This window comes from Cloacibacterium sp. Arc13 (assembly GCF_041431305.1).
In the GTDB taxonomy this organism is placed as follows: domain Bacteria; phylum Bacteroidota; class Bacteroidia; order Flavobacteriales; family Weeksellaceae; genus Cloacibacterium; species Cloacibacterium caeni_B.
Genome location: NZ_JASMRM010000001.1, coordinates 169507 through 190253, shown reverse-complemented (window position 1 = coordinate 190253; position 20747 = coordinate 169507). Strand labels below are relative to the sequence as shown.

Below are 20747 nucleotides of genomic sequence, written 5' to 3'. Positions count from 1 at the left end.
AAGCACTCCATGAAAAAATATATACTTCTCGCTTTAGGTTCTGCAGTTTTTTTGGCTTGTTCGCCAAGAAAAGATGGCTATTTGAACCGTAAATATCAAGGTTTCACCACTTTTTACAATGTTTTGTTCAATGGAGAAGAAGCGCTCAATGCTGAATTGAAACAGCGAGATAAATCTTACCGAGATAATTTTCATGCGCCTTACATTAAATTACTCACTTACGAAGAGCAGATTTCTTCTGCTCAAATGGAAAATTTAGGCGTTTCTGATAACGAAGAAGGAGTAGCACCAGAAGATTTTTACAGAGATGACACCGAAACTGGAGCTTCTGTTGCCAATACTGGAGTAAGCACTTTAGAAATCGCAGAAATGAAGGCTCAAAAAGCGATTGATAAACATTCGATGATGTTTAAAGGCGAAGAAAAAAACAAAACTATTTTTGATGCTTATCTTGTTTTAGCAAAAGCCAGATTGTTCAAAAATAAGCCTTTGGAAGCACTTGACGCACTCAATACAGTTCAAAAAATTTATAAAAAAGACAAGAGACTTTCTTTAGCCAAAGTTTACGAAGCCTACACTTACGGAAAAATGAAGGACTATTACCGTGCAGATGAAACCTTCCGTGAGTTGAAAGAAAATAAAAAACTCAAAAAATCTGAGAAAAAATTACTGAGTATTTTCTATTCGGAAATGCTTTTAAACGCTGGTAAAAAAGAAGAAGCAGTAACAGAATTAGAAAGTGCGTATAAACTCAATAAAAACAAAAAATTAAGAAGCAGAATTGCTTTTCTTCGTGGACAAATCCTTGCCAATCTTGGCAAAAATGAAGAAGCGAGAGAAAGTTTCGTGACTGCTTATAAAAACGCCAGAAATTTTGAATTTGAAGTAAAATCTCAAGTAGAAATCGCCAAAACATTCAATGGAAAAGATGATGATTACGATGGCGCAAAAGAATATTTGGAAAAAATCAGCAAAAAAGGAACCTATGCTTCTAGAAAAAATGAATTCTATTATGCGCTAGGTTTAATGGCGAAAAAAGCTGGTAAAAAGGAAGAAGCACAAGAATTTTTCCAGAAATCTATTAAAGAAAAAGTATCTGATCCTCAAGTTAGAGGTTTGGCTTACTATGAAATCGGGAAAAAGTTTTTTGAAGATAATGACTATCTAAGCGCTGGTGTTTATTACGATTCTGCTTATGCCGCGATGAATTATGCACCTGCAAAAGAAGAACTGAAATCGCTTACCGAAAACATAAAAGACATTTCTAAAAATTATTATCTCATCAAAAAGAACGACAGCATTCTGAAACTGACTAAAATGTCTAATGATGAGCGAATTGCCTTTTTTAACAAACATATTGAAGGCATAAAAGCCAAAGAAGCAAAGGAAGAACTCGAACGTAAAAAAGCAGAAAAAGAAAGCAAAAATAGAGTAGAAACCGTAGATTTTGCCTTGTTAGGAAATAATGACAACAACAATTCTTTCTTGGATTTTAATGGAAGTAAAGGCTTCTATTTTGCCAATCAAGCCAGTATTTCTAAAGGCGAAAAAGAATTTAAGCAAATCTGGGGAAATAGAGCACTTACAGATAATTGGCGAACTTCTACCAAAATGAATTCTATAGAAGATCTTAAAAATGAAGCACTCGGAATTACGGCTGCTCCAGATCCTAGAAGATATGAACCTGATTTCTATATTGAAAAAATTCCGACCAAAACAGAAGAAATTTTAGCACTCAAAAAAGACAGAGATACGGCAAGTCTTGGTTTGGGAAGAATGTACGAAAACTTCTTTTCTAATACTTCTTTAGCCACCAAAACATTGTACAATTTGGTAGATTCTAAGACTGATGAAGAAACAGAATTGCAAGCATTGTATCAAATTTTTTCTATGAATTATGAGAAAAATCCTAGCGCTGCAGAACGTGCGAAACAGTTGATTTTAGAGAAATATCCTTACACTTCTTATGCAGAATTTGTGAAAAATCCTAAGAAAGCAGATTTCACCACTTCTGATTCTGAAGTAGAAAAAATCTATACACAAGCTTTTGCTCTTTACTCCGAAGAAAAATTTGACGATTCTAAAAAATTGATTGAAGAAACTTTACAGAAATATCCAAAAGATGTTTTGGTTCCTAAATTTACCTTGTTGAATGCCTTTAACACAGGAAAAACTGCAGGAAAAGAAATCATGATTCTTCAACTAGAACAATTAATGTTGAATTATGCGAAAACTCCTGAAGGTATAAAAGCAAAGGAAATGCTTCAATATCTGAAAAGCGATATAAAAGTGGAACAGTTCGATGATAATGGAAATCCTATTTCACCGAAAAACGAACCAGCAGTTGCGCCACAGAATGCGAATTCTAGCTCTACAAATCCTGAAAGAATTCAGCAAAATAATTCTAAACAAAGGAATTTGCAAGAAATCCAACAAGATGATCCGCAACAACCAAAAGATTTAAAACCTAAAAAATAAGCAGTTTACTGAACGCAAAGTTTAAATTTTTACAATCTTTAACAGATTGAGCAAAGTTTTTTCGCTTTGGCGAATGAAAAAGCAAACGCTTAAAAGGCGAATTTATTCGCTTCTTTGCTTTCTTATTCTTATACCAATTTTTAAGAAATCTTTGCGTGATAAATAGGAAGGATTGAAGATTATGATTTCTTCTTTACCCCGTGGAAATCTTTTAAATAAAACGGCTCGAAATACGCCACGTCTTCAAAATCTTGTCGGTTGAATTTCTCAACCGATTTTTTGATGAGATATTTCGCAGATGGATACACATTTTCATTAAAATCTGCTCCCGAAATTTGTAAAATCTCTTGCGCTTTTTTGGCTCCATCTCCTAAGAAAAGGATTTTTTTGCCTTCTAATTCTTTAAAAGATTGTTCGTCTAAGATTTTTGCTTCTGTCTCCGTCAACATCTCCCCTGAATTTCCATCAAAAACGGCGCAATAAACCTCCATTCTTCTCGCATCGATTAATGGAATGATTACATCATAGTTTTGACCTAAAAACGGCTCTATCATCGTTTCCAGAGAATTGACAGCAATGAGAGGAACTTTCAGTCCATAACAAAAACCTTTTGCCGAAGCTGCGCCAATTCTAAGTCCGGTGTAAGAACCTGGACCTTTTCCTAATGAAACTGCTTCAATATCTTTCAGAGAAATTTCTGCGCCTTCTAAAGCCCATTCTACAAAAGTGTGTAGCGATTCTGACTGTTTATAGTTTTCTGAAACTTCTTCGCAAAGACATAATAATTCTTCGCCATCAGAAATAGCAACTGAACAGTTTTTAGACGAGGTTTCTATGTGGAGGATTTTCATTTTTTGATGTGGTAATTTGAAAATGTGATGATGTGATAATTTTTGCAAAGATAATCAACGAATCATCACATTAACAAATCAACAAATTATTTACGGTGAATCGTTCTCGGTTCTGCTTGTGCTTTTGGATAAATGCATAATTCTGCAATAGAAACTCTTTCTGGCGCGTTTACACAATACGAAATCGCATCTGCTATATCTTCTGCTTTCAGTGCTTCATAACCAGCATAAACAGTTGCAGCACGTTGTTCATCTCCTTTGAATCTTACTTTAGAAAAATCAGTTTCTACAGCTCCTGGCTGAATATTAGTCACTTTAATTCCAAATTCTGTAAGTTCTATTCTCATTCCTTCAGAAATAACGTCTACAGCACGTTTTGATGCACAATACACCACACCGTTTGCATACGTTTGTCTCGCAGCAACCGAAGAAATATTGATGATATGACCTGTATTTCTTGCTTTCATGATTTTAATAATCGGTTGAGAAACATAAAGCAGTCCTTTTACATTTCCATCCATCATCGCATCCCAATCTGCAATATTTCCTTCGGAAATCGATTCTAAACCATGAGCGTTTCCTGCATTATTCACCAAAACATCTATGTTTTTCCAATCTTCTGGAAGTGAATGGATGGCATTTTCTACTTCTTGCTGGTTTCTTACGTCAAAAACCAAACTGTACACTTCTGTTAAATTGCTTAATTCAATTTGTAATTGCTCTAAAACTTCTTTTCTACGACCACAAATGATTAATCTATGACCTTGTTTAGCAAAAGTTTCTGCGGTAGCTTTTCCTATTCCTGAAGTTGCACCAGTGATGAATATTGTTTTCATTTTAATATTTTTTTCTCGCGGATTTAGCAAATTATGCTGATTTTATAATTAATTTTTAAAAAATTTCTGCATAATCAGCACAGAATGCGAGAGTTAATTCGCATCAAATGCTTCAAAAGCGTCTTCTAAATGTGAAATTTTAAGTTTTCCTGTTTCGTCTGGAAGGACAGAAATAATATCAAACCTTACTTCTTTGTCTATATTTAGAGATTTTAGGTATTCGTCTGTGGCAGAAACGATGGATTTAATTTTCTTTTTGGTCACCGCTTCATGAGGTTCCATAAAAATATCTGTTCCTCTCGCTTTTACTTCTATCACTACTATTTTCCCTTCAAATTCTGTAATGATATCTACTTCTGCTTTTTGAAAACGAAAGTTTTTGGCCAAGATTTTATAGTTTTTTTCAACTAAAAATTGCTCTGCCAATTCTTCTGCAAGTTTACCAAAATCATTGTGTTCTGCCATAAATGAGTTCCGAGCTTAACGTGCTAAAATTCTACTTTTACCTTTTCCTCAACCTCAATTTTAACTTTTGCGCCAATAATTAATGGTCTATTGTCAAAAATATGTCCGTTTGGAAAGCCAAATAGAGTAGGGAAGTTGTATTTTTTGATTCTTTGAGCAATGATTTCGTAAGCGAATTCATCGAATGATTCCTCGTAGTTTTTATTTTCTTTTGCATCGCCCATATTGGTCATTCCGCCGATGATTAATCCCTTAATTTTTCTGAAAACTCCTGCCAAATCAAGGCTTATCAACATTCTGTCAAGTGCATAAAAATTCTCGCCAATATCTTCTATAAAAAGAATTTTATCTTTGAAATCAAATGAATACGGCGTTCCTAAAAGGGCATAAATCAAAGCTAAATTTCCACCAATGAGCTCTGCTTCTGTTTTTCCGTTTTTATTGAGTTGATGTTTTTCTACGGAATATTGAATTTTTTTTCCTTCTAAAATTTTGAAAATATCTTCATAGCTTCCTTCAGAAACCCCGAAACTAGCTGTTTTAACGGTTTGTCCGTGAATAGAAGCGAAATTATTTTTAAGTAAATAACTATTAATGACTGTATTATCAGAATAACCAATGTACCATTTCGGATTTTGTCTGAATTCTGAAAGTTTGAGATGTCTCAATAAATGCTGACAACCATAACCACCTCTAGAAGCCCAAATTGCTGAAATTTCTGGGTTATTGAAAGCCCAATTTAAATCCTGAATTCTTTCTTTTTCGGTTCCCGAATAATTGTAACCGTTTTCAAATTTACCAAGGGTATATTTTCCTAAAATAGGTTCGTAGCCTTTGGATTTTATCAGATTAATAGTACTCTGAAGTGATGCTTCTTCTACAAATCCTGCAGGAGAAATAATGGCTATTTGGTCACCTTTTTTTAAATTTTTAGGAAAAATAATATTTTTCATTTTGCTTTTTGATAGAGGATTTCTTTGCTTTCTGCTTCTTCTAAACGCTTATCAAACTGATTGAATTTTTTATAACTCTGCAGAAAGATGAAAAAACTAAAAATGATAAGAATAATCCCTACAGTTTTTCTGATTTTATTGGCTAAGTTTTGGGTCAATTTATAGTGAAATTGCTTGGCTAATAATATTTTGAGTAAATCTATCACAAGATAAGTCGCAATCACTAAACTGATGTAGAGTAAGAAATTCTGCAAATCTGGATATTCATTTCTCACCGAAATTACGGTAACCAACCAAAATAAAATAACCCCTACATTCAGAATATTGAACAAAAAGCCATTAACAAAGGTTTTGAAATAATTTTGACTGATGATTTTTTTCTCATTAGCTATATGCATTTGAGTTTTGGTAACCATCATAAAGATACCATAAACCAAAATAATTAGTGCTGTGATTCTATAAAATCCTGGATGTTTGTCTATAAGTTCTACCAAATCTGCGCTGGCAAAATAAGCAGCAACAATACACAAAATATCTGCAGTAATCACGCCTAAATCTAATGCCAAAGCATGACGGTGACCTCTACAAAAACTAGTCTCAATCAATAAAAAGAATATTGGTCCTATGAAAACAAGACTCAACATAAATCCTAATCCGATTGCCGAAAGTATAAGTTCAAGCATTTAACAAAGGTAAGAAATAAGTATTTAAAGATTAATATTTTTTAAAACTTTGCTTATTGGTTGAACTAAAATCTTACAAATTTTAAAGTTAATTCTTTGCGATTTATAGCATTAATCCACCACTTTAAAATCTAATTGTTTAGCAACCAAATTTGCTTTCACCACTTTAATTTTTATCGTGTCACCCAATTGATAGGTTTTACCTGTTCTCATTCCTACGATAGAATGGGTTTTAGCTTCATGGAAATAAGAATCATCCATCAAATCACGCAATTTAATTAAACCTTCTGCGCCGTTTTCTGGAATTTCTACCCAGAATCCGAAGTCTGCAGTTCCAGAAATCACCCCTTCGAAAACTTCTCCTACATGTTTTTCCATGAATTTTACTTGCATAAATTTAATAGAATCTCTTTCTGCATCTGATGCGAGACGTTCCATATCACTGCAATGTTTGCAATATTCTTCGTATTCTGCAGCAAAAGGAGATTTTCCTCCATCTAAATAATGCTGTAACAAACGATGAGCAATTAAATCTGGATATCTACGAATAGGAGAGGTAAAGTGCGAGTAGTATTCAAATCCTAAACCGTAATGTCCAATAGGATTGGTAGAATAAACTGCTTTACTCATGCTTCGCATGGCAAGAGTTTCAATCATGTTTTCTTCACCTTTTCCTTTTACATCTCGCAATAAATTATTGAGTGATTCTGCTACTTTTTTAGAATTGGCAAGATTCATTTTATATCCGAAAGTTCCTACAAATTCTCGCAATGCTTCTAATTTTGTAGGATTAGGATCATCGTGAACTCTATACACAAAAGTATTTCCTGTAGTTTCACCTTTTCTAGTTAGTGAAACAAATTCAGATACTTTTCTATTCGCTAAAAGCATAAATTCTTCAATCAAATGATTAGAATCTTTGCTGATTTTAAAGTAAACACCAATAGGTTCATTATTTTCGTCTAAATTGAATCTTACTTCACTTCTGTCAAACGTAATTGCTCCATTTTTAATTCTATTTTTTCTTAGAATTTTAGCGAGTTGATCTAATACCAGTATTTCTTCTGCCAATTCGCCTATTTTCGTTTCAATTCGTTCTTGCGCTTCTTCATAGGTAAATCTTCTGTCTGAATGAATAACTGTTCTTCCAAACCATTGATTTTGAACTTCAGCTTTGTCATTCAATTCAAAAACTGCTGAAAATGTGAATTTATCTTCATTGGGACGAAGCGAACAAACATCATTACTCAAAACTTCTGGAAGCATAGGAACTACTCTGTCTACCAAATAAACTGAAGTTGCTCTGTTATACGCTTCATCATCTAAAATAGTTCCGGGTCTTACGTAATGCGAAACGTCTGCAATGTGAACACCAATTTCCCAGTTTCCATTTTCTAATTTCTGTAAAGAAAGGGCATCATCAAAATCTTTTGCATCTTTTGGGTCAATCGTAAAAGTGAGAATTTTACGCATATCTCTGCGTTTTTTCACTTCTGCAGCAGTAATTTTTCTATTGATTTTATCTGCTTCTGCTTCTACTTCTGGTGGAAATTCATAAGGTAAACCATATTCTGCTAAAATAGAGTGGATTTCAGTTTCATGTTCTCCAGGAAGTCCCAAAACTTGAATAATTTCGCCTTCTGGATTTTTAGAATTAGCATCCCAATTCAGCATTTTTACCACAACTTTTTCGCCATCTTTAGCGCCGTTTATTTTATTTTTCGGGATAAAGAAGTCGTTGTTAATTTGTTTTTTATCAATGACTACAAATCCAAAATCTTTATGCGGAACAAACTGAAAAGTTCCTACAAAAGTATCATTTGCACGTTCTAGAACTTCTAAAACAGAACCTTCTAGTTTTTTACCTTTAAAATGATACGTTACGATAAGAACCGTATCACCTTGTAAAGCATCTTTTACATTTTTTTGATGAATAAAAACATCATCTTCTACTCCTTCTACTTTTACATAGGCATTTCCATTGGCTGCAAAATCGATAACTCCAGTTAAAGTATCGGTAATTTGAAGGTTTACAATAAATTTATTCTTCTCCGTTTCCTTAATTTTATCTTCGGCTTTCAATTTATGAAGTGCCTGAATAACGAGTTCTCTTTGTCTAGGATTTTTATATTCTATTCCGTCAGCAATCTGTTTGTAATTATAGATTTTAGACGCTTTTTTATTCATAAAACGCAGAATGAGCTTCCCAATATCGCGAAGTTTCTGGTCTTGTTTTTGTGATTTATGTTGTTGTTTCATATATGTTTTAGTGTTCTTTTTAATTTTTATAAATTTAAATAAAAATCTCCAACTTTCGTCGGAGATGGTTTTATTTACAAGTGATTTTATCTACTCTGTTCTGATGTCTTCCTCCTTCGAAATCGGTGGTGAGAAATTTCTCTATGATTTCTAGCGCCAATTCTTTGGCAATAAATCTGGCTGGCATTGCAACCATATTACAATTGTTATGTTGGCGAGATAATTCTGCAATTTCTGGCATCCAAGCTAGAGCACATCTTATTCCTTGGTGTTTATTAGCACTTAATTGTACACCTTGTCCGCTTCCACAAAATAAAATTCCAAATTCACAATCTCCGTTTTCTACAGCACTTGCAGCAGGATGTACAAAATCTGGATAGTCTACAGAATCTAAACCATGGGTTCCAAAATCTACCAACTCGTATTTTCCTTCTAATTGTTTCTTTGCAAATTCCTTGTATTCATAGCCTGCGTGATCTGCGGCGATTGCTATTTTTTTCATTTTATTCTTATTATTTCTACAAAATTAACACTTTAAATGTGAATTGTGGATTAAATTTTAAAATCGATTTTTTAAATGAGCTTTAAAATCAAGTGTTTAAGAAAATCTCAGCAAATTACTTTCAATTGTATTATCCTAATTTACAGTAATTTAAGAGAATGTTACACAATTATTAACAGAATGTTAATTACTATGTTTAAAACTTCTGCTAAATAAAATAAAAAGGTAAAGAATTTTTGTGTAATAGAAAAAATCTTGCAAGATTATAGATTTTGTTTATCTATTTTTTTGAGGTCAAATTATTTAGTTTTTCCATAACATGTTTTTCAATATATGCATGAAATAAGAGATATTCACAATTGTTAGTAAACTTATTATTTATTTGATTATTAATCTTTTATAATATGGAAAACTTATGAATTGTACTACAACTCTTTCCGTAAAAAAATTAGAAAATAGTTTTCCCCATTATTCACAACTACAACAATAGTATTCATTTCTTTTTTTATTAAAAAGAAGAAAATATGTTAGAAAATGTTTTTCGTCAGTTTGTGGAAATTTTTCTCAGGATTTTTCTTTTTGCCATTTTAGAAATCTTAAATTTGTAAAGCTTAAAAAAAGCAGAATAATCTAAAAACTTTAAAAAGAAAAAAATTTATGAAAACCATTAATGATATTAATTTCGCTGGAAAAAAAGCATTAATTAGAGTTGATTTCAATGTACCTCAAGATGAAAATAAAAAAGTAACGGATAATACCAGAATAGTTGCTGCAAAACCTACGATTGATAAAATCTTAAATGATGGAGGTTCTGTAATTATCATGACGCATCTTGGTAGACCAAAAGGTAAAGTAAATCCAGAGTTTTCTCTTTCTCAGATAGTAGATGAAGTTTCTAAGGTATTAGGAAAAGAAGTGAAATTTGCTTCTGATTGTATAGGAGAAGTAGCAGAAAAAGCTGCTGCAGACCTTCAGTCAGGAGAAATTCTATTGTTAGAAAACCTTAGATTTTATAATGAAGAAGAAGCTGGAGATGAAGAATTTGCAGGAAAATTAGCAAAATTAGGAGATGTATATGTAAATGATGCGTTTGGTACGGCTCACAGAGCTCATGCTTCTACTGCTGTAATTGCTAAATTTTTCCCTTCAACTAAATTTTTCGGTTTATTGATGGCTAAAGAATTAGAAGCGATAGATAAAGTATTAGGAAGTGGTGAAAAACCAGTAACTGCTATTTTGGGTGGTTCTAAAGTTTCTACTAAAATTACCATTATCGAAAATATTTTGCCAGCTGTAGATAATTTAATTATCGGAGGTGGAATGTCTTTTACTTTTATTAAAGCTTTAGGCGGAAATATCGGAACTTCTTTATTAGAGGCTGATAAAATGGATTTGGCTTTAGAAATTTTAGAAAAAGCTAAATTAAATAATGTAAAAGTTTTCTTACCTGTAGACGTAATTGCTGCAGATGAATTTAATAATGATGCACATAGAGAAGAGGTAGATATTTATCACATTCCAGAAAATATGATGGGAATGGATGCAGGTTCTAAAACTAGAGAAATCTTCCATGATGTGATTATGAATTCTAGAACTATTCTTTGGAACGGACCGATTGGAGTTTTTGAAATGGAGAATTTCTCAGCCGGAACTAAAGCCTTAGGAGACAGTATAGACGAAGCTACACAATTAGGAGCTTTCTCTTTAGTTGGTGGAGGTGATTCTGTTGCTTTTGTTAAACAAAACGGATATGCAGATAAAGTTTCGTATGTTTCAACAGGAGGAGGTGCTATGTTAGAATCTTTAGAAGGTTTAGAACTTCCAGGAGTTGCTGCGATTAATAATTAAAAAATTTTGATTTAAACTTTATCTAAGTTTAAAGGTTTAAAAAAAATCTTCAGAAATTTTTCTGAAGATTTTTTTTATTTTATAATAGAAAGAATTTTTTAAAGTATAAAATTTCCAAAAACTAGAATTTTTATCAAAATAGCTGAAAATTGACTTTCAGAAATAGCTTAAAAATCGATTTTCTAGATTTTTTTGATAATATATAACAAACTTGAAAATTCGCCGTTTTTTGATGCTTTTATGTTAGAAATTGCTCCAAGAATTCCTCCACAAATCCAAAAAAGTGGATTTTTCTTATATTTTTCACTCAAAATAGAAATGTAATAAGAATCGAGTAGGAGAGGTTTGATTTTTTCTAATTTCCAATTTTCGGTGTTAAAAAATTTTTCCATTCCTTTTTTTGAGAAATGAAAAATATGACGAGGTACATCATAAGCTGCCCAAAAATCTTTATAATATTTAGCATCGTAAGAAGTACAGTTAGGAACCGCAATTATTAAATGTCCGTTTGATTTTAATTTGTCATAAAATAATGAGAGTATCTCAGTCTGATTTTCTATATGTTCGAAAACATGCCAAAGCGTAATAACATCTAAACTACCATTTTCTATTTCATTTAAGTTTTTTATAAATTTTGTTTTGGTAGTTTTTTGCTTGGCAAAATTTCTGGCAGCGTCACTTGGTTCATATCCCAAAGTTTGAACATCATTTTCTATATGTTTCAAAAATTCACCAGCGCCGCAACCATAATCTAGAACTTTAGCATTTTCAAAACTTACAGAAGAAAGAATATTTCTTTTATAATTGAGATTAAAAGATTGGGCAAATTTGTAAATTTTTTCTTTTAAAGAATTAGAATCTTGATGATGAGAAATGTAATCTTTACTCTCATAATATTTACCTAAATTTTCTGGAATAGGGTAGGTCTTAAAAATTCCTTCTATTTCGGTTTCTTTAATTTCAAAAATTTCTTTGCTTAAAAAATGATCTCTAATTTTCATATTTAATTTGCTAAGTCCAATCTAAATTTATTACAAATTTCAAAAATGTTTCACGTGAAACATTTTGTTATTATCTTCCTAAATAAATTAGCAATACATTAATATCTGCTGGAGAAACACCAGAAATCCTTCCGGCTTGTGCAATGGTTTTAGGTTGAATTTTATTGAGCTTTTGTTTTGCTTCTGCAGAAAGAGATGAAATTTTAGAATAATCAAAATCTTCTGGAATTCTAATGGTTTCTAATCTTTGTAATTTGGCTACATTATCTCTTTCTTTTTCTATATAACCTTTATACTTGATATTGATTTCTGCCTGTTCTTTTTGCTCTTCATTATACTGTTCTACTTTTTCTTTGATGAAATCAATAGCAGTTAATTTTTCTAAGGAAAGGTTAGGTCTTGTAAGAATTTGTGCAGCTCTATAAGCTTGGTCTACCGGTGAACTTTCATTAGCTTCTAAGATAGGATTGATAATACCAGGTTTTAAAGAAGTTTCTCTTAAAAATTCTTCTAATTCCGAAGATTTAGCTACTTTTTCTTCCATATTTTTGAGTCTTTCTTCTTTAGCTAGACCAAGATTGTAAGCTTTTTCTGTCAATCTAATGTCAGCATTATCTTGTCTTAAAAGCAGTCTGTATTCTGCTCTAGAAGTAAACATTCTGTATGGTTCTTCGGTTCCTTTGGTAATTAAATCATCTATTAAAACTCCGATATATGCTTCATCTCTGCTAAGTATGAATTCATCTTTTTCGTGAACTTTATTATGAGCATTAATTCCTGCCATTAAACCTTGTCCTGCTGCTTCTTCGTAACCAGTAGTTCCATTAATTTGACCTGCAAAATATAGGTTTTCTATCAATTTAGTTTCCAAAGTATGCTTTAATTGAGTAGGAGGGAAGTAATCATATTCTATTGCATAACCAGGTCTGAAAATTTTAGCTTTTTCAAAGCCAGGAACATGATGTAATGCTTTCAATTGAACATCTTCTGGTAATGAAGAACTAAAGCCATTTACATATACTTCTACCGTATTCCAACCTTCAGGTTCTGCAAATAATTGATGACGATTTCTTTCTGCAAAACGATTGATTTTATCTTCAATACTTGGGCAATATCTTGGTCCAATACTTTGGATAGTACCATTAAACATTGGAGATTTATCAAATCCAGTTCTTAGAATTTCGTGTACAGTATCATTGGTATAAGTAATGTAACAACTGCGTTGTTTCGTTAATTTTGGAGTATCTAAATAACTGAATTTTTGAGGATTTTCGTCTCCAGCTTGTTCTTCCATTTTAGAATAATCAAGACTTCTTCCGTCTACACGAACTGGTGTTCCTGTCTTCATTCTACCAGCTTCAAAGCCTAAATCTACCAATTGTTCGGTAATTCCATAAGCTTTTGGTTCTCCCATTCTTCCTCCTCCTAACTGTTTATCACCAACGTGAATAAGGCCATTTAAGAAAGTTCCATTGGTTAAAACCACAGATTTTCCTTTAATTTCTATACCTAAAGAAGTAATTACGCCTTCTACTTTGCCATTATTGATGATTAAAGATTTAACCATATCCTGAAAAAAGTCAAGATTTGGTGTATTTTCTAGAACATATCGCCATTCTTCTGCGAATTTCATTCTATCATTTTGTGTTCTAGGAGACCACATTGCAGGTCCTTTTGAAAGGTTAAGCATCTTGAATTGAATGGCAGATTTATCAGCTACAATTCCGCTAAAACCACCCATTGCATCTATTTCTCTTACAATTTGACCTTTTGCAATACCACCCATTGCTGGATTACAAGACATTTGTCCGATGGTTTGCATATTCATCGTAATAAGCATGGTTTTAGAACCTAGATTAGCAGCAGCAGCAGCAGCTTCGCAACCAGCGTGACCAGCTCCTACTACGATTACATCATATGTTTCGTTAAATAACATTTATATCTATTTATTTATAAATTTTCTATTTTTTTTAATGTTTCACGTGAAACATTGTATAATTTTTTTACAAATTACGGAGTGTAAATAGCCCCGATTGCAACGGTTAGCCCGCAACAAGCATTGGATTTATCTTAAGAGTGAGGAGTAAAAGTGGAATGCGTGAATAGCTTCTGAAAATCTTATTGTGTTTTTAATGACAAATAAAAATCTTCTTTTGCACGCATTGTTATTTGTTCTTCTTCGGTTTTATCTTTATAACCACAAAGGTGAAGAATGCCGTGTGCAATTACTCTTTTCTTTTCTTCTTCGTAATTTTTTGAAATAAGACTAGCATTGTCCTTAATTCGCTGCAAAGATACAAAAATCTCTCCTGAAATGGTTTTTCCGCGAACTTGGTCGAAAGTAATGATGTCTGTGTAATAATCATGGTCTAAAAAATCTTGATTGATTTTGAGCAAATATTCATCATCACAGAAAATATAATTGATTTCTCCGAGTTTTTTTCCTTCGGAAATAATGATATTTTCGATCCAATTTTTAAGATTTTCGTCTATATTTTCGTCTATATTTTCGTAAAAAAAATGTATCATTAATTTATATTTTTAGAACCAGTGACCAAGAACAACAGAGAAAATTCCAGGTTTAGATTTAAATGCGTGACTGTAATTAAGTTTTACCTGACCAAAAGGTGAGTCGTATCCTAGTGTAATTGCGGCTGAATTATATTTCAAATCAAGAAATTTAGAATCATCAAAATTTTCAAAAATATTGGCTGAATTAATTCCTGCAATCACATAAAAATTTCTGTAAAAATTAAACTGAAAGTTATTAGAAACCGTAAAAATATTATTTCCTTTTTCTTCGCCAAGGTTATACCCGTTAAATCTTACAAAATTAACGATTCTTTGGTCAAAAACTCCTCCTAAATGATATTGGTAAAAATCATTAACAGGATTGATAGAAATTCCATAAAAAGAAGATAAACGATAAGTTAACCATTTGGTGATAGGAAAATTTCCTCGTAAATCTGCTTTGATTTGGAAGGCTCTTTTATTTTGCTCGTCATCAAAAATGTTATAAATTTTTGCTTCTATGTTGGTATAAAATCCTCTTTTTGGGAAAGATTTACTGTCTTGATTATCTGCTCTCATAAACATGAAAGGGTTGAAATAATTGCCAAATTTTTCATTATTGGTGATAATTTCTGTAGTAGAGAAATTATCATGGCTTAAACCTAGACCAAATGCAAATTTATCTTTCCAAATGGATTGAATAAACGCTTCATTTCTGTACCAATTCCACTTGTTGACCGCAGTTCCGTCTGCATTTTCTGTATCAAAGCTCATTCCAGAAGCATAGAAGCCAAATCCTGGAATATAACCGTTATCAATGAAATAATTGATGTAATATCTTGGTTTGTCCCCGAAAACACCATCTATAGAGATGTTAGAGTTTTTAAAAACGAGTCTTTTAATGGTAATATTAGCCAATAATCCAGATTTGAAAATCTCATCATAATGCAGACCGAATTTTAAGAAAAATCTTGTGTCGTCTTCACTTACATTCAGTTTTAGAATATTTCTGTTATCTCGTTGAATAATATCGTAATTGATAATTTTATAGTTATTGGTAGCGTAGAGTTTATCTACCATTTTATTAATCTTTCCATAGGTTTGTACCGATGGAATCAGGAGATTCATCTTTCCTTGAACGTAATATTTGCTGTAAATTTTATTATTTTCTAATTCTAATGCATCAATTTTATAGATATTAGAATAAATAGGATTGATAGGAATTCTAAGATATTCGTAGCCTTTTTTAGGAAGTTTATCAAATACTTCTACATATTTCATCGCTTCTGTGTAGCCAGATTTTAGAATTTTGGCTTTATCATCAAAACTGGTTACTCCTAAACCTTCAAGATTAGGTTTTATATTTACGTCCGTAAATTTTATTTGATTTTTGGTTTCTTCTACAATCCCAAAATCAATGATTTGATTCAAAATATCTACAATGCTATTGATTTTATCCCTTTTGTTAAGCCCTTGATTTAGATCTACACCGATTACAATGTCTATTCCCTTCTTCTTTAGAAATTCTGAAGGATAATTCACCGTCATTGCTCCGTCTACATAAATACTATCGCCAATTTTCACAGGATCCATTAATGAGGGAAATGCAGAACTTGCCAAAATAGATTCTGAGAGATCTCCGTTTTCAAAAATTTTAATTTTTCCAGTTTCTAAATTGGTCGCTACACACATGAATGGAATCGGTAACTTGCTGAAATCGTTTATGTTAGATACATTTTTGAATAATTCTTTGAGCAAGTATAGATTTTTTTGACCAGAAGAAATAGAAGTGGGAAGTGTAGCTTTTCCATTTTTTATAGGAACTTTTAGTAGATATTTATCAACGGATTTATTGAAAAAGGAACTTTCGGCGCGGTTATTTTTATTAGAAATCAAATTATAAAAATCAGTGTCTAAAATAATTTTTTCAATGTCTTTTCCGGTGTAACCAGAAGCGTATAAACCGCCTACAATCGCTCCCATACTAGTTCCAGAGATGTAATCTACTTTTACACCTAGAGAATCCAGCACTTTTAGAACGCCTACATGCGCAAATCCTTTGGCTCCGCCTCCAGAAAGTGATAATCCAATTTTAGGATTTTTGGGAATTTTTAGATTTTCTTTCACCTGAGCATTTGTATGTAAAGTGAAGAAAATCAATAATATATAAAATATTAATTTTTTCATTGGTGGGTAATATTTGGGTGTTTTGGTGTGGTGTTTTAATCTTTTATGTAGATCCTTTTGACTCTTCTGGAAATAGAAGTAAGAACCTCATAAGGAATGGTTTGGCAATATCCAGAGAATTCTTCCAAAGTAGGATTACCGTTAAAAATAATCACTTCATCTCCTTCTTTAGCTTTAATATTCTGTAAATCAACCATTAACATATCCATGCAAATATTTCCTACGATGGATACTTTTTGGTTATGAATGCCTACAAATCCTTTTTTATTGCCAATTAATCTTGGAATTCCGTCTGCATAACCTACAGGAATAGTAGCAATTCTGGTGTCTTTTTCTGCTTTGTATTTTCTGTTGTAACCTATTGATTCTCCTTGTTTTACCTCAGAAATTTGTGAAATTACGGTTTTAAAAGTTACAGCACTTTGTAATTGTTTTTTCACTTTTGGATTGGCAGAAATTCCTACCATTCCTATCCCAATTCTTACCATTTCAAACTGATAATCAGAATAATAGGTAATTCCAGCAGTGTTTAAAATATGTCTGATAGGTTGATAACCCAAAGCTTCAGAAATTTTAGAAGAAACTCTTTGGAACGTATGAATTTGCTCCATCGTGTAATCATCTTCCTCGGGAACGTCTGCAGAAGAAAGATGGCTAAAAATACTGGCAACTTTTACATTGTATTTTTTAAGATTTTCAACCAATTCATCAATTTCATGTTCCTTAAAACCAAGACGATGCATCCCAGTTTCTACCTTGATATGAATAGGATATTTCTGCTGAATTCCCTTCAATTGCAATTGGTTAGCAAAAAGTTCTAATACTCTCAAACTGTAAATTTCTGGCTCGAGATTATAATCTATAATCACATCATAACTGCCTTGTTCAGGATTCATGACCAAAATGGGTGTGGTGATTCCATTTTTTCTAAGGTCCACTCCTTCATCTGCGTAAGCAACTCCCAGATAATCAATATGATGGTGTTGTAAAAACTCTGCAATTTCATAACCGCCAAGTCCATAAGAATAGGCTTTTACCATCGCACACATTTTGGTTTCTGGTTTTAGCAATGACTTATGAACATTGATATTATGCAGGATAGCATTGAGATTTATTTCTAAAACAGTATCATGTTTTTGAAGTTCTAAATGAGATTTTATTATCTCAAATTCAAAAATTCTTGCTCCTTTCAGCAGAATCAGTTGATTTTCAAGGGAATTGAGCTGTTGGCTTTCTAATAATTCTTTTGTGGTAGAAAAAGTATAGGTTTTAGCTTTAAATTTTTCTTGAAATCTAGAAATTTGATTGCCAACTAAAAATATCTGTTTGAAATTTTGCTGATTGGTAATTTCTGCCACTTTATGATACAGCGAAACATCATCATTTTTTACATCAAAAATGTCCGAAATAACTAAGGTTTTTTCGTCTCTATTATACTGATTAATAAACTGATACGCAATAATGAGCGAGTCTAAATCTAAGTTAAAAGAGTCATTGATAATCAAATTATTACGAACTCCATTTACACTTTCTAATCGCATTTCTACCGCTTTCAGATTGTTGATTTTTTCAACTATTTTTTCGTTGGTAAAACCAAATTCTTTTAAAATACAGATTACCGCCAAAGCATTGGTCAATGTAGCTTCGTCTCTCTGATTGGCAGGAAAACTCAATTTTTCTGAGAAATACTGAACTAAAATTTCTTGACTTCTGTCTTTATAATCACAGATTATTTTTACATCATTATGAGCTTTTAGACCAAAGCTAATGAGTTTTTTATCAGAATACAGCGTTTTTATTTCTTCACAAACTTGCTCACTATCACCATTATAGATAATAATTTCTGAATTTTTAAAAAGAATCAGTTTTTCTTTAATCAGCTGAAGTTCATTTTCGAAATTAGAAGAGTGCGCCGTTCCAATGTGAGTCAAAATTCCAATTTTAGGAGAAAAAATTTCCTCTAAAGTCTTCATTTCATTTGGTTTAGAAATTCCCACTTCGAAAATTCCTACTTGATGTTTTTCCGAAGTTTGCAATAGAGAAATCGGTAAACCAATCTGTGAGTTGAAACTTTTTGGGGATTTCACGGTGGGGAATTCATTCCATAAACATTGGTATAACCATTCTTTCACGATGGTTTTTCCGTTACTTCCCGTAATTCCTATGGTTTTAATAGGATGATTTTCAATATGATAATGTGCTAAATCTTGTAAAAATTTTACAGAATTTTCTACAATAATCCATGTAATTCCGTCGTATTCTGAATAAAAATTTTCAGAAATAATGACTTTAATTCCTTTTTCTATCGCTTGCGAAATGTATTTCTCACCAGAATTTTTGTGAGTATTGATGGCGATAAAAGCAGTTTTGAGGGTAGAATAAATATTTCTGCTGTCAAAAGCAATATGTTGAATTTGCAGATTTTTATCCCCAATAATTTGAGATTGAGTAATTTCTGCTATTTCTTTTGTGGTGTAATTCATTATTTTTTATTCAAAACTTCGTCTATAAAAATTCTTCTGCTTACCGCTTCGTAACTATCGGTTTCGCCGAGTTGTACTAAGTCTTTGCTGTTAGAAGTTCTCATAGAATAGTTGGCCAAGTTCCCTGTGGTTTTACAAATCGCGTGCACTTTTGTCACGTATTCTGCGGTTGCCATTAAAAAAGGCATCGGTCCGAAAGGTCTTCCTAAAAAATCCATATCTAGACCGGCAATTACTACTCGTATTCCGTTATTAGCCAATTGATTAGCTACTTCTACAATTCCATCATCGAAAAACTGTGCTTCATCTATTCCTACCACATCACAAGTAGAACCCAGGAGTAAAATTTCGTTTGAACTTTCTACAGGAGTACTTCTAATTTTGTTGTGATTATGAGAAACAACTTCTTCCTCATCATAGCGAGTATCTATTTTCGGTTTGAAAATTTCTACTTTTTGTCCAGCCATTTCAGCTCTGCGCAATCTGCGAATCAGTTCTTCGGTTTTCCCCGAAAACATTGAGCCACAAATTACTTCCATCCATCCACTTTGTTTTGCGTGGTTTATTGTATTTTCTAAAAACATTGTCTAAATTAGCAGATATAAATAAGTTTCAAATTTACGCAAAAATTAAAAGATTTGCCATGCAAAAATTACAAGAAACACAAGAAAGATTATTCGCTGAAATTAAAGAATTGATTTCAAAGATTTCATCTTTTTCAAATGAAGAAGATTTTATAGCAGAAGTAGGAGTTTTCACAGAACTTCAGGAAAAGGTTATTTCTTTGAAAAATTATTCAGAGATGCTTTCTATTATTCGTGCCGAAGAAAATGTAGAGCAAGATGCTGAAAGACAGGTGATAAACTTTGAAATTGATACTAAAAAAGTAGATGATTTCACTCAACCTGTTACAGAAATTGAAAAAGAACTAGAAGAGGAACCTGCTGTGGAACAAAATGCAGTAGCAGAAAAACTTGACGAAGAATATTTCATTGAAAAAGAACAGAATATCAATGAATTAGCTGAAAATATAGAAAAAGAAAAAGAGCAAGAAATTTCTGAAATTACTTTGGCTAAAGAAGAAATGGAGAAAAAAGATGAAGAAGAAAGACTTCATGAGGAAAGAAGAAAAATTATAGATATTCCTGCTCCTGTTCATCATCACGAAGAAAAACCTGAGCCAACTTCTGAAGAAAAACCTGTGAGCCAAGAAGAATCTCATCACGAAACCAAAGAACATCACGAGAAAAAATTCAAATTGGCACATATTAAAGGACTGAAAGCTACTGTTCAAAGCCTTTTTGATGATGATCCTTTAGAACATATTCAAGAAAAAATAGACGTTACTCATGTTCCAGAAGAGAAAAAAGCACCAAGTTTACTGAAAACTAATCTTCCTACAGATTATATGGAAGCTGAAAAAACACTTCCAGATTTTAAGTTAGATATTAATGATAGAATTGCTTTTACCAAAGTTCTTTTTAACGGAAGTCAGGTAGAACTGAATCAAGTGGTAAATCGTCTGAATTCTTATGCTACTCTAGAACAAGCGAAGGAATATCTCAGCGAAGTTTATTATGAAAAAGGCTGGGAAAAAGTAGATGAATACGCACAGAGATTGTGGAGCTTAGTAGAAAATAAATTTATGTAAAATTGGTTGTCTGTTGAAGGTTGTTAGTTGATAGAAGAA

At 32.1% G+C, this 20747-nt stretch carries 16 protein-coding genes; 3 read left to right on the top strand and 13 right to left on the bottom strand.

The genetic code is table 11. The annotated features are described in order from the left end of the window. Window positions 1–9 precede the first annotated feature (9 nt). Window positions 10–2478: a tetratricopeptide repeat protein gene (locus tag QO190_RS00900; protein ID WP_371460818.1), complete on the top strand. Its 2469-nt coding sequence runs from the start codon at window positions 10–12 to the stop codon at window positions 2476–2478. Window positions 2479–2657: 179 nt separating this feature from the next. On the opposite strand, the gene tsaB is transcribed toward QO190_RS00900, so the two are convergent. The 7 genes from tsaB to QO190_RS00865 all read right to left on the bottom strand — a co-directional run bounded on the left by tsaB (window position 2658) and on the right by QO190_RS00865 (window position 9027). Beyond that, window positions 2658–3329, bottom strand: a complete 672-nt coding sequence (gene tsaB, locus QO190_RS00895) for a tRNA (adenosine(37)-N6)-threonylcarbamoyltransferase complex dimerization subunit type 1 TsaB (protein WP_371460817.1) — start codon at window positions 3327–3329, stop codon at window positions 2658–2660. 86 nt (window positions 3330–3415) lie between these two features. Beyond that, the gene (locus QO190_RS00890; RefSeq protein WP_371460815.1) at window positions 3416–4165 is read right to left on the bottom strand and encodes an SDR family NAD(P)-dependent oxidoreductase; all 750 of its coding nucleotides are present in this window, start codon (window positions 4163–4165) and stop codon (window positions 3416–3418) included. Window positions 4166–4258: 93 nt separating this feature from the next. Next, a complete protein-coding gene (locus QO190_RS00885; RefSeq protein ID WP_371460813.1) occupies window positions 4259–4630 on the bottom strand; it encodes a YraN family protein in 372 nt (123 codons plus the stop codon). A gap of 23 nt (window positions 4631–4653) precedes the next feature. Continuing rightward, window positions 4654–5583 (bottom strand): LD-carboxypeptidase, encoded by a 930-nt coding sequence (locus tag QO190_RS00880; RefSeq protein ID WP_371460812.1) that lies wholly within the window; start codon window positions 5581–5583, stop codon window positions 4654–4656. Continuing rightward, the gene (locus QO190_RS00875) at window positions 5580–6266 is read right to left on the bottom strand and encodes a LysE family translocator (protein ID WP_371460810.1); all 687 of its coding nucleotides are present in this window, start codon (window positions 6264–6266) and stop codon (window positions 5580–5582) included. Before QO190_RS00875 ends, QO190_RS00880 begins: the two co-directional genes overlap by 4 nt. A gap of 111 nt (window positions 6267–6377) precedes the next feature. Next, window positions 6378–8525: a ribonuclease R gene (gene rnr / locus QO190_RS00870; protein ID WP_371460809.1), complete on the bottom strand. Its 2148-nt coding sequence runs from the start codon at window positions 8523–8525 to the stop codon at window positions 6378–6380. A gap of 70 nt (window positions 8526–8595) precedes the next feature. Further along, window positions 8596–9027, bottom strand: coding sequence for an RpiB/LacA/LacB family sugar-phosphate isomerase (locus tag QO190_RS00865; protein ID WP_104793017.1), 432 nt, complete (start codon window positions 9025–9027; stop codon window positions 8596–8598). Window positions 9028–9684: 657 nt separating this feature from the next. Between QO190_RS00865 and pgk the strand changes: the two genes are divergently transcribed. Next, window positions 9685–10875: a phosphoglycerate kinase gene (gene pgk / locus QO190_RS00860; RefSeq protein ID WP_371460808.1), complete on the top strand. Its 1191-nt coding sequence runs from the start codon at window positions 9685–9687 to the stop codon at window positions 10873–10875. 182 nt (window positions 10876–11057) lie between these two features. Here pgk and QO190_RS00855 read toward each other — a convergent pair whose 3' ends face one another. The 6 genes from QO190_RS00855 to QO190_RS00830 form a co-directional block, all read right to left on the bottom strand. Next, window positions 11058–11876: a class I SAM-dependent methyltransferase gene (locus tag QO190_RS00855; protein WP_371460807.1), complete on the bottom strand. Its 819-nt coding sequence runs from the start codon at window positions 11874–11876 to the stop codon at window positions 11058–11060. Window positions 11877–11946: 70 nt separating this feature from the next. Next, complete coding sequence (gene mnmG, locus QO190_RS00850) at window positions 11947–13812, bottom strand: tRNA uridine-5-carboxymethylaminomethyl(34) synthesis enzyme MnmG (protein ID WP_371460806.1); 1866 nt, start codon at window positions 13810–13812, stop codon at window positions 11947–11949. 182 nt (window positions 13813–13994) lie between these two features. Then, a complete protein-coding gene (gene ybeY, locus QO190_RS00845; protein ID WP_371460805.1) occupies window positions 13995–14405 on the bottom strand; it encodes an rRNA maturation RNase YbeY in 411 nt (136 codons plus the stop codon). 12 nt (window positions 14406–14417) lie between these two features. Then, window positions 14418–16574: a patatin-like phospholipase family protein gene (locus QO190_RS00840; protein WP_371460803.1), complete on the bottom strand. Its 2157-nt coding sequence runs from the start codon at window positions 16572–16574 to the stop codon at window positions 14418–14420. A gap of 35 nt (window positions 16575–16609) precedes the next feature. Then, on the bottom strand, window positions 16610–19057 hold the full coding sequence (locus QO190_RS00835; RefSeq protein ID WP_371460802.1) for a bifunctional UDP-N-acetylmuramoyl-tripeptide:D-alanyl-D-alanine ligase/alanine racemase: 2448 nt from the start codon (window positions 19055–19057) through the stop codon (window positions 16610–16612). Next, on the bottom strand, window positions 19057–19641 hold the full coding sequence (locus QO190_RS00830) for a thymidine kinase (protein WP_371460801.1): 585 nt from the start codon (window positions 19639–19641) through the stop codon (window positions 19057–19059). The genes QO190_RS00835 and QO190_RS00830 overlap by 1 nt, the downstream gene beginning before the upstream one ends. A gap of 59 nt (window positions 19642–19700) precedes the next feature. On the opposite strand from QO190_RS00830, the gene QO190_RS00825 reads away from it, so the two are divergent. Continuing rightward, window positions 19701–20708, top strand: a complete 1008-nt coding sequence (locus QO190_RS00825; protein ID WP_371460800.1) for a hypothetical protein — start codon at window positions 19701–19703, stop codon at window positions 20706–20708. Window positions 20709–20747 lie beyond the last annotated feature (39 nt).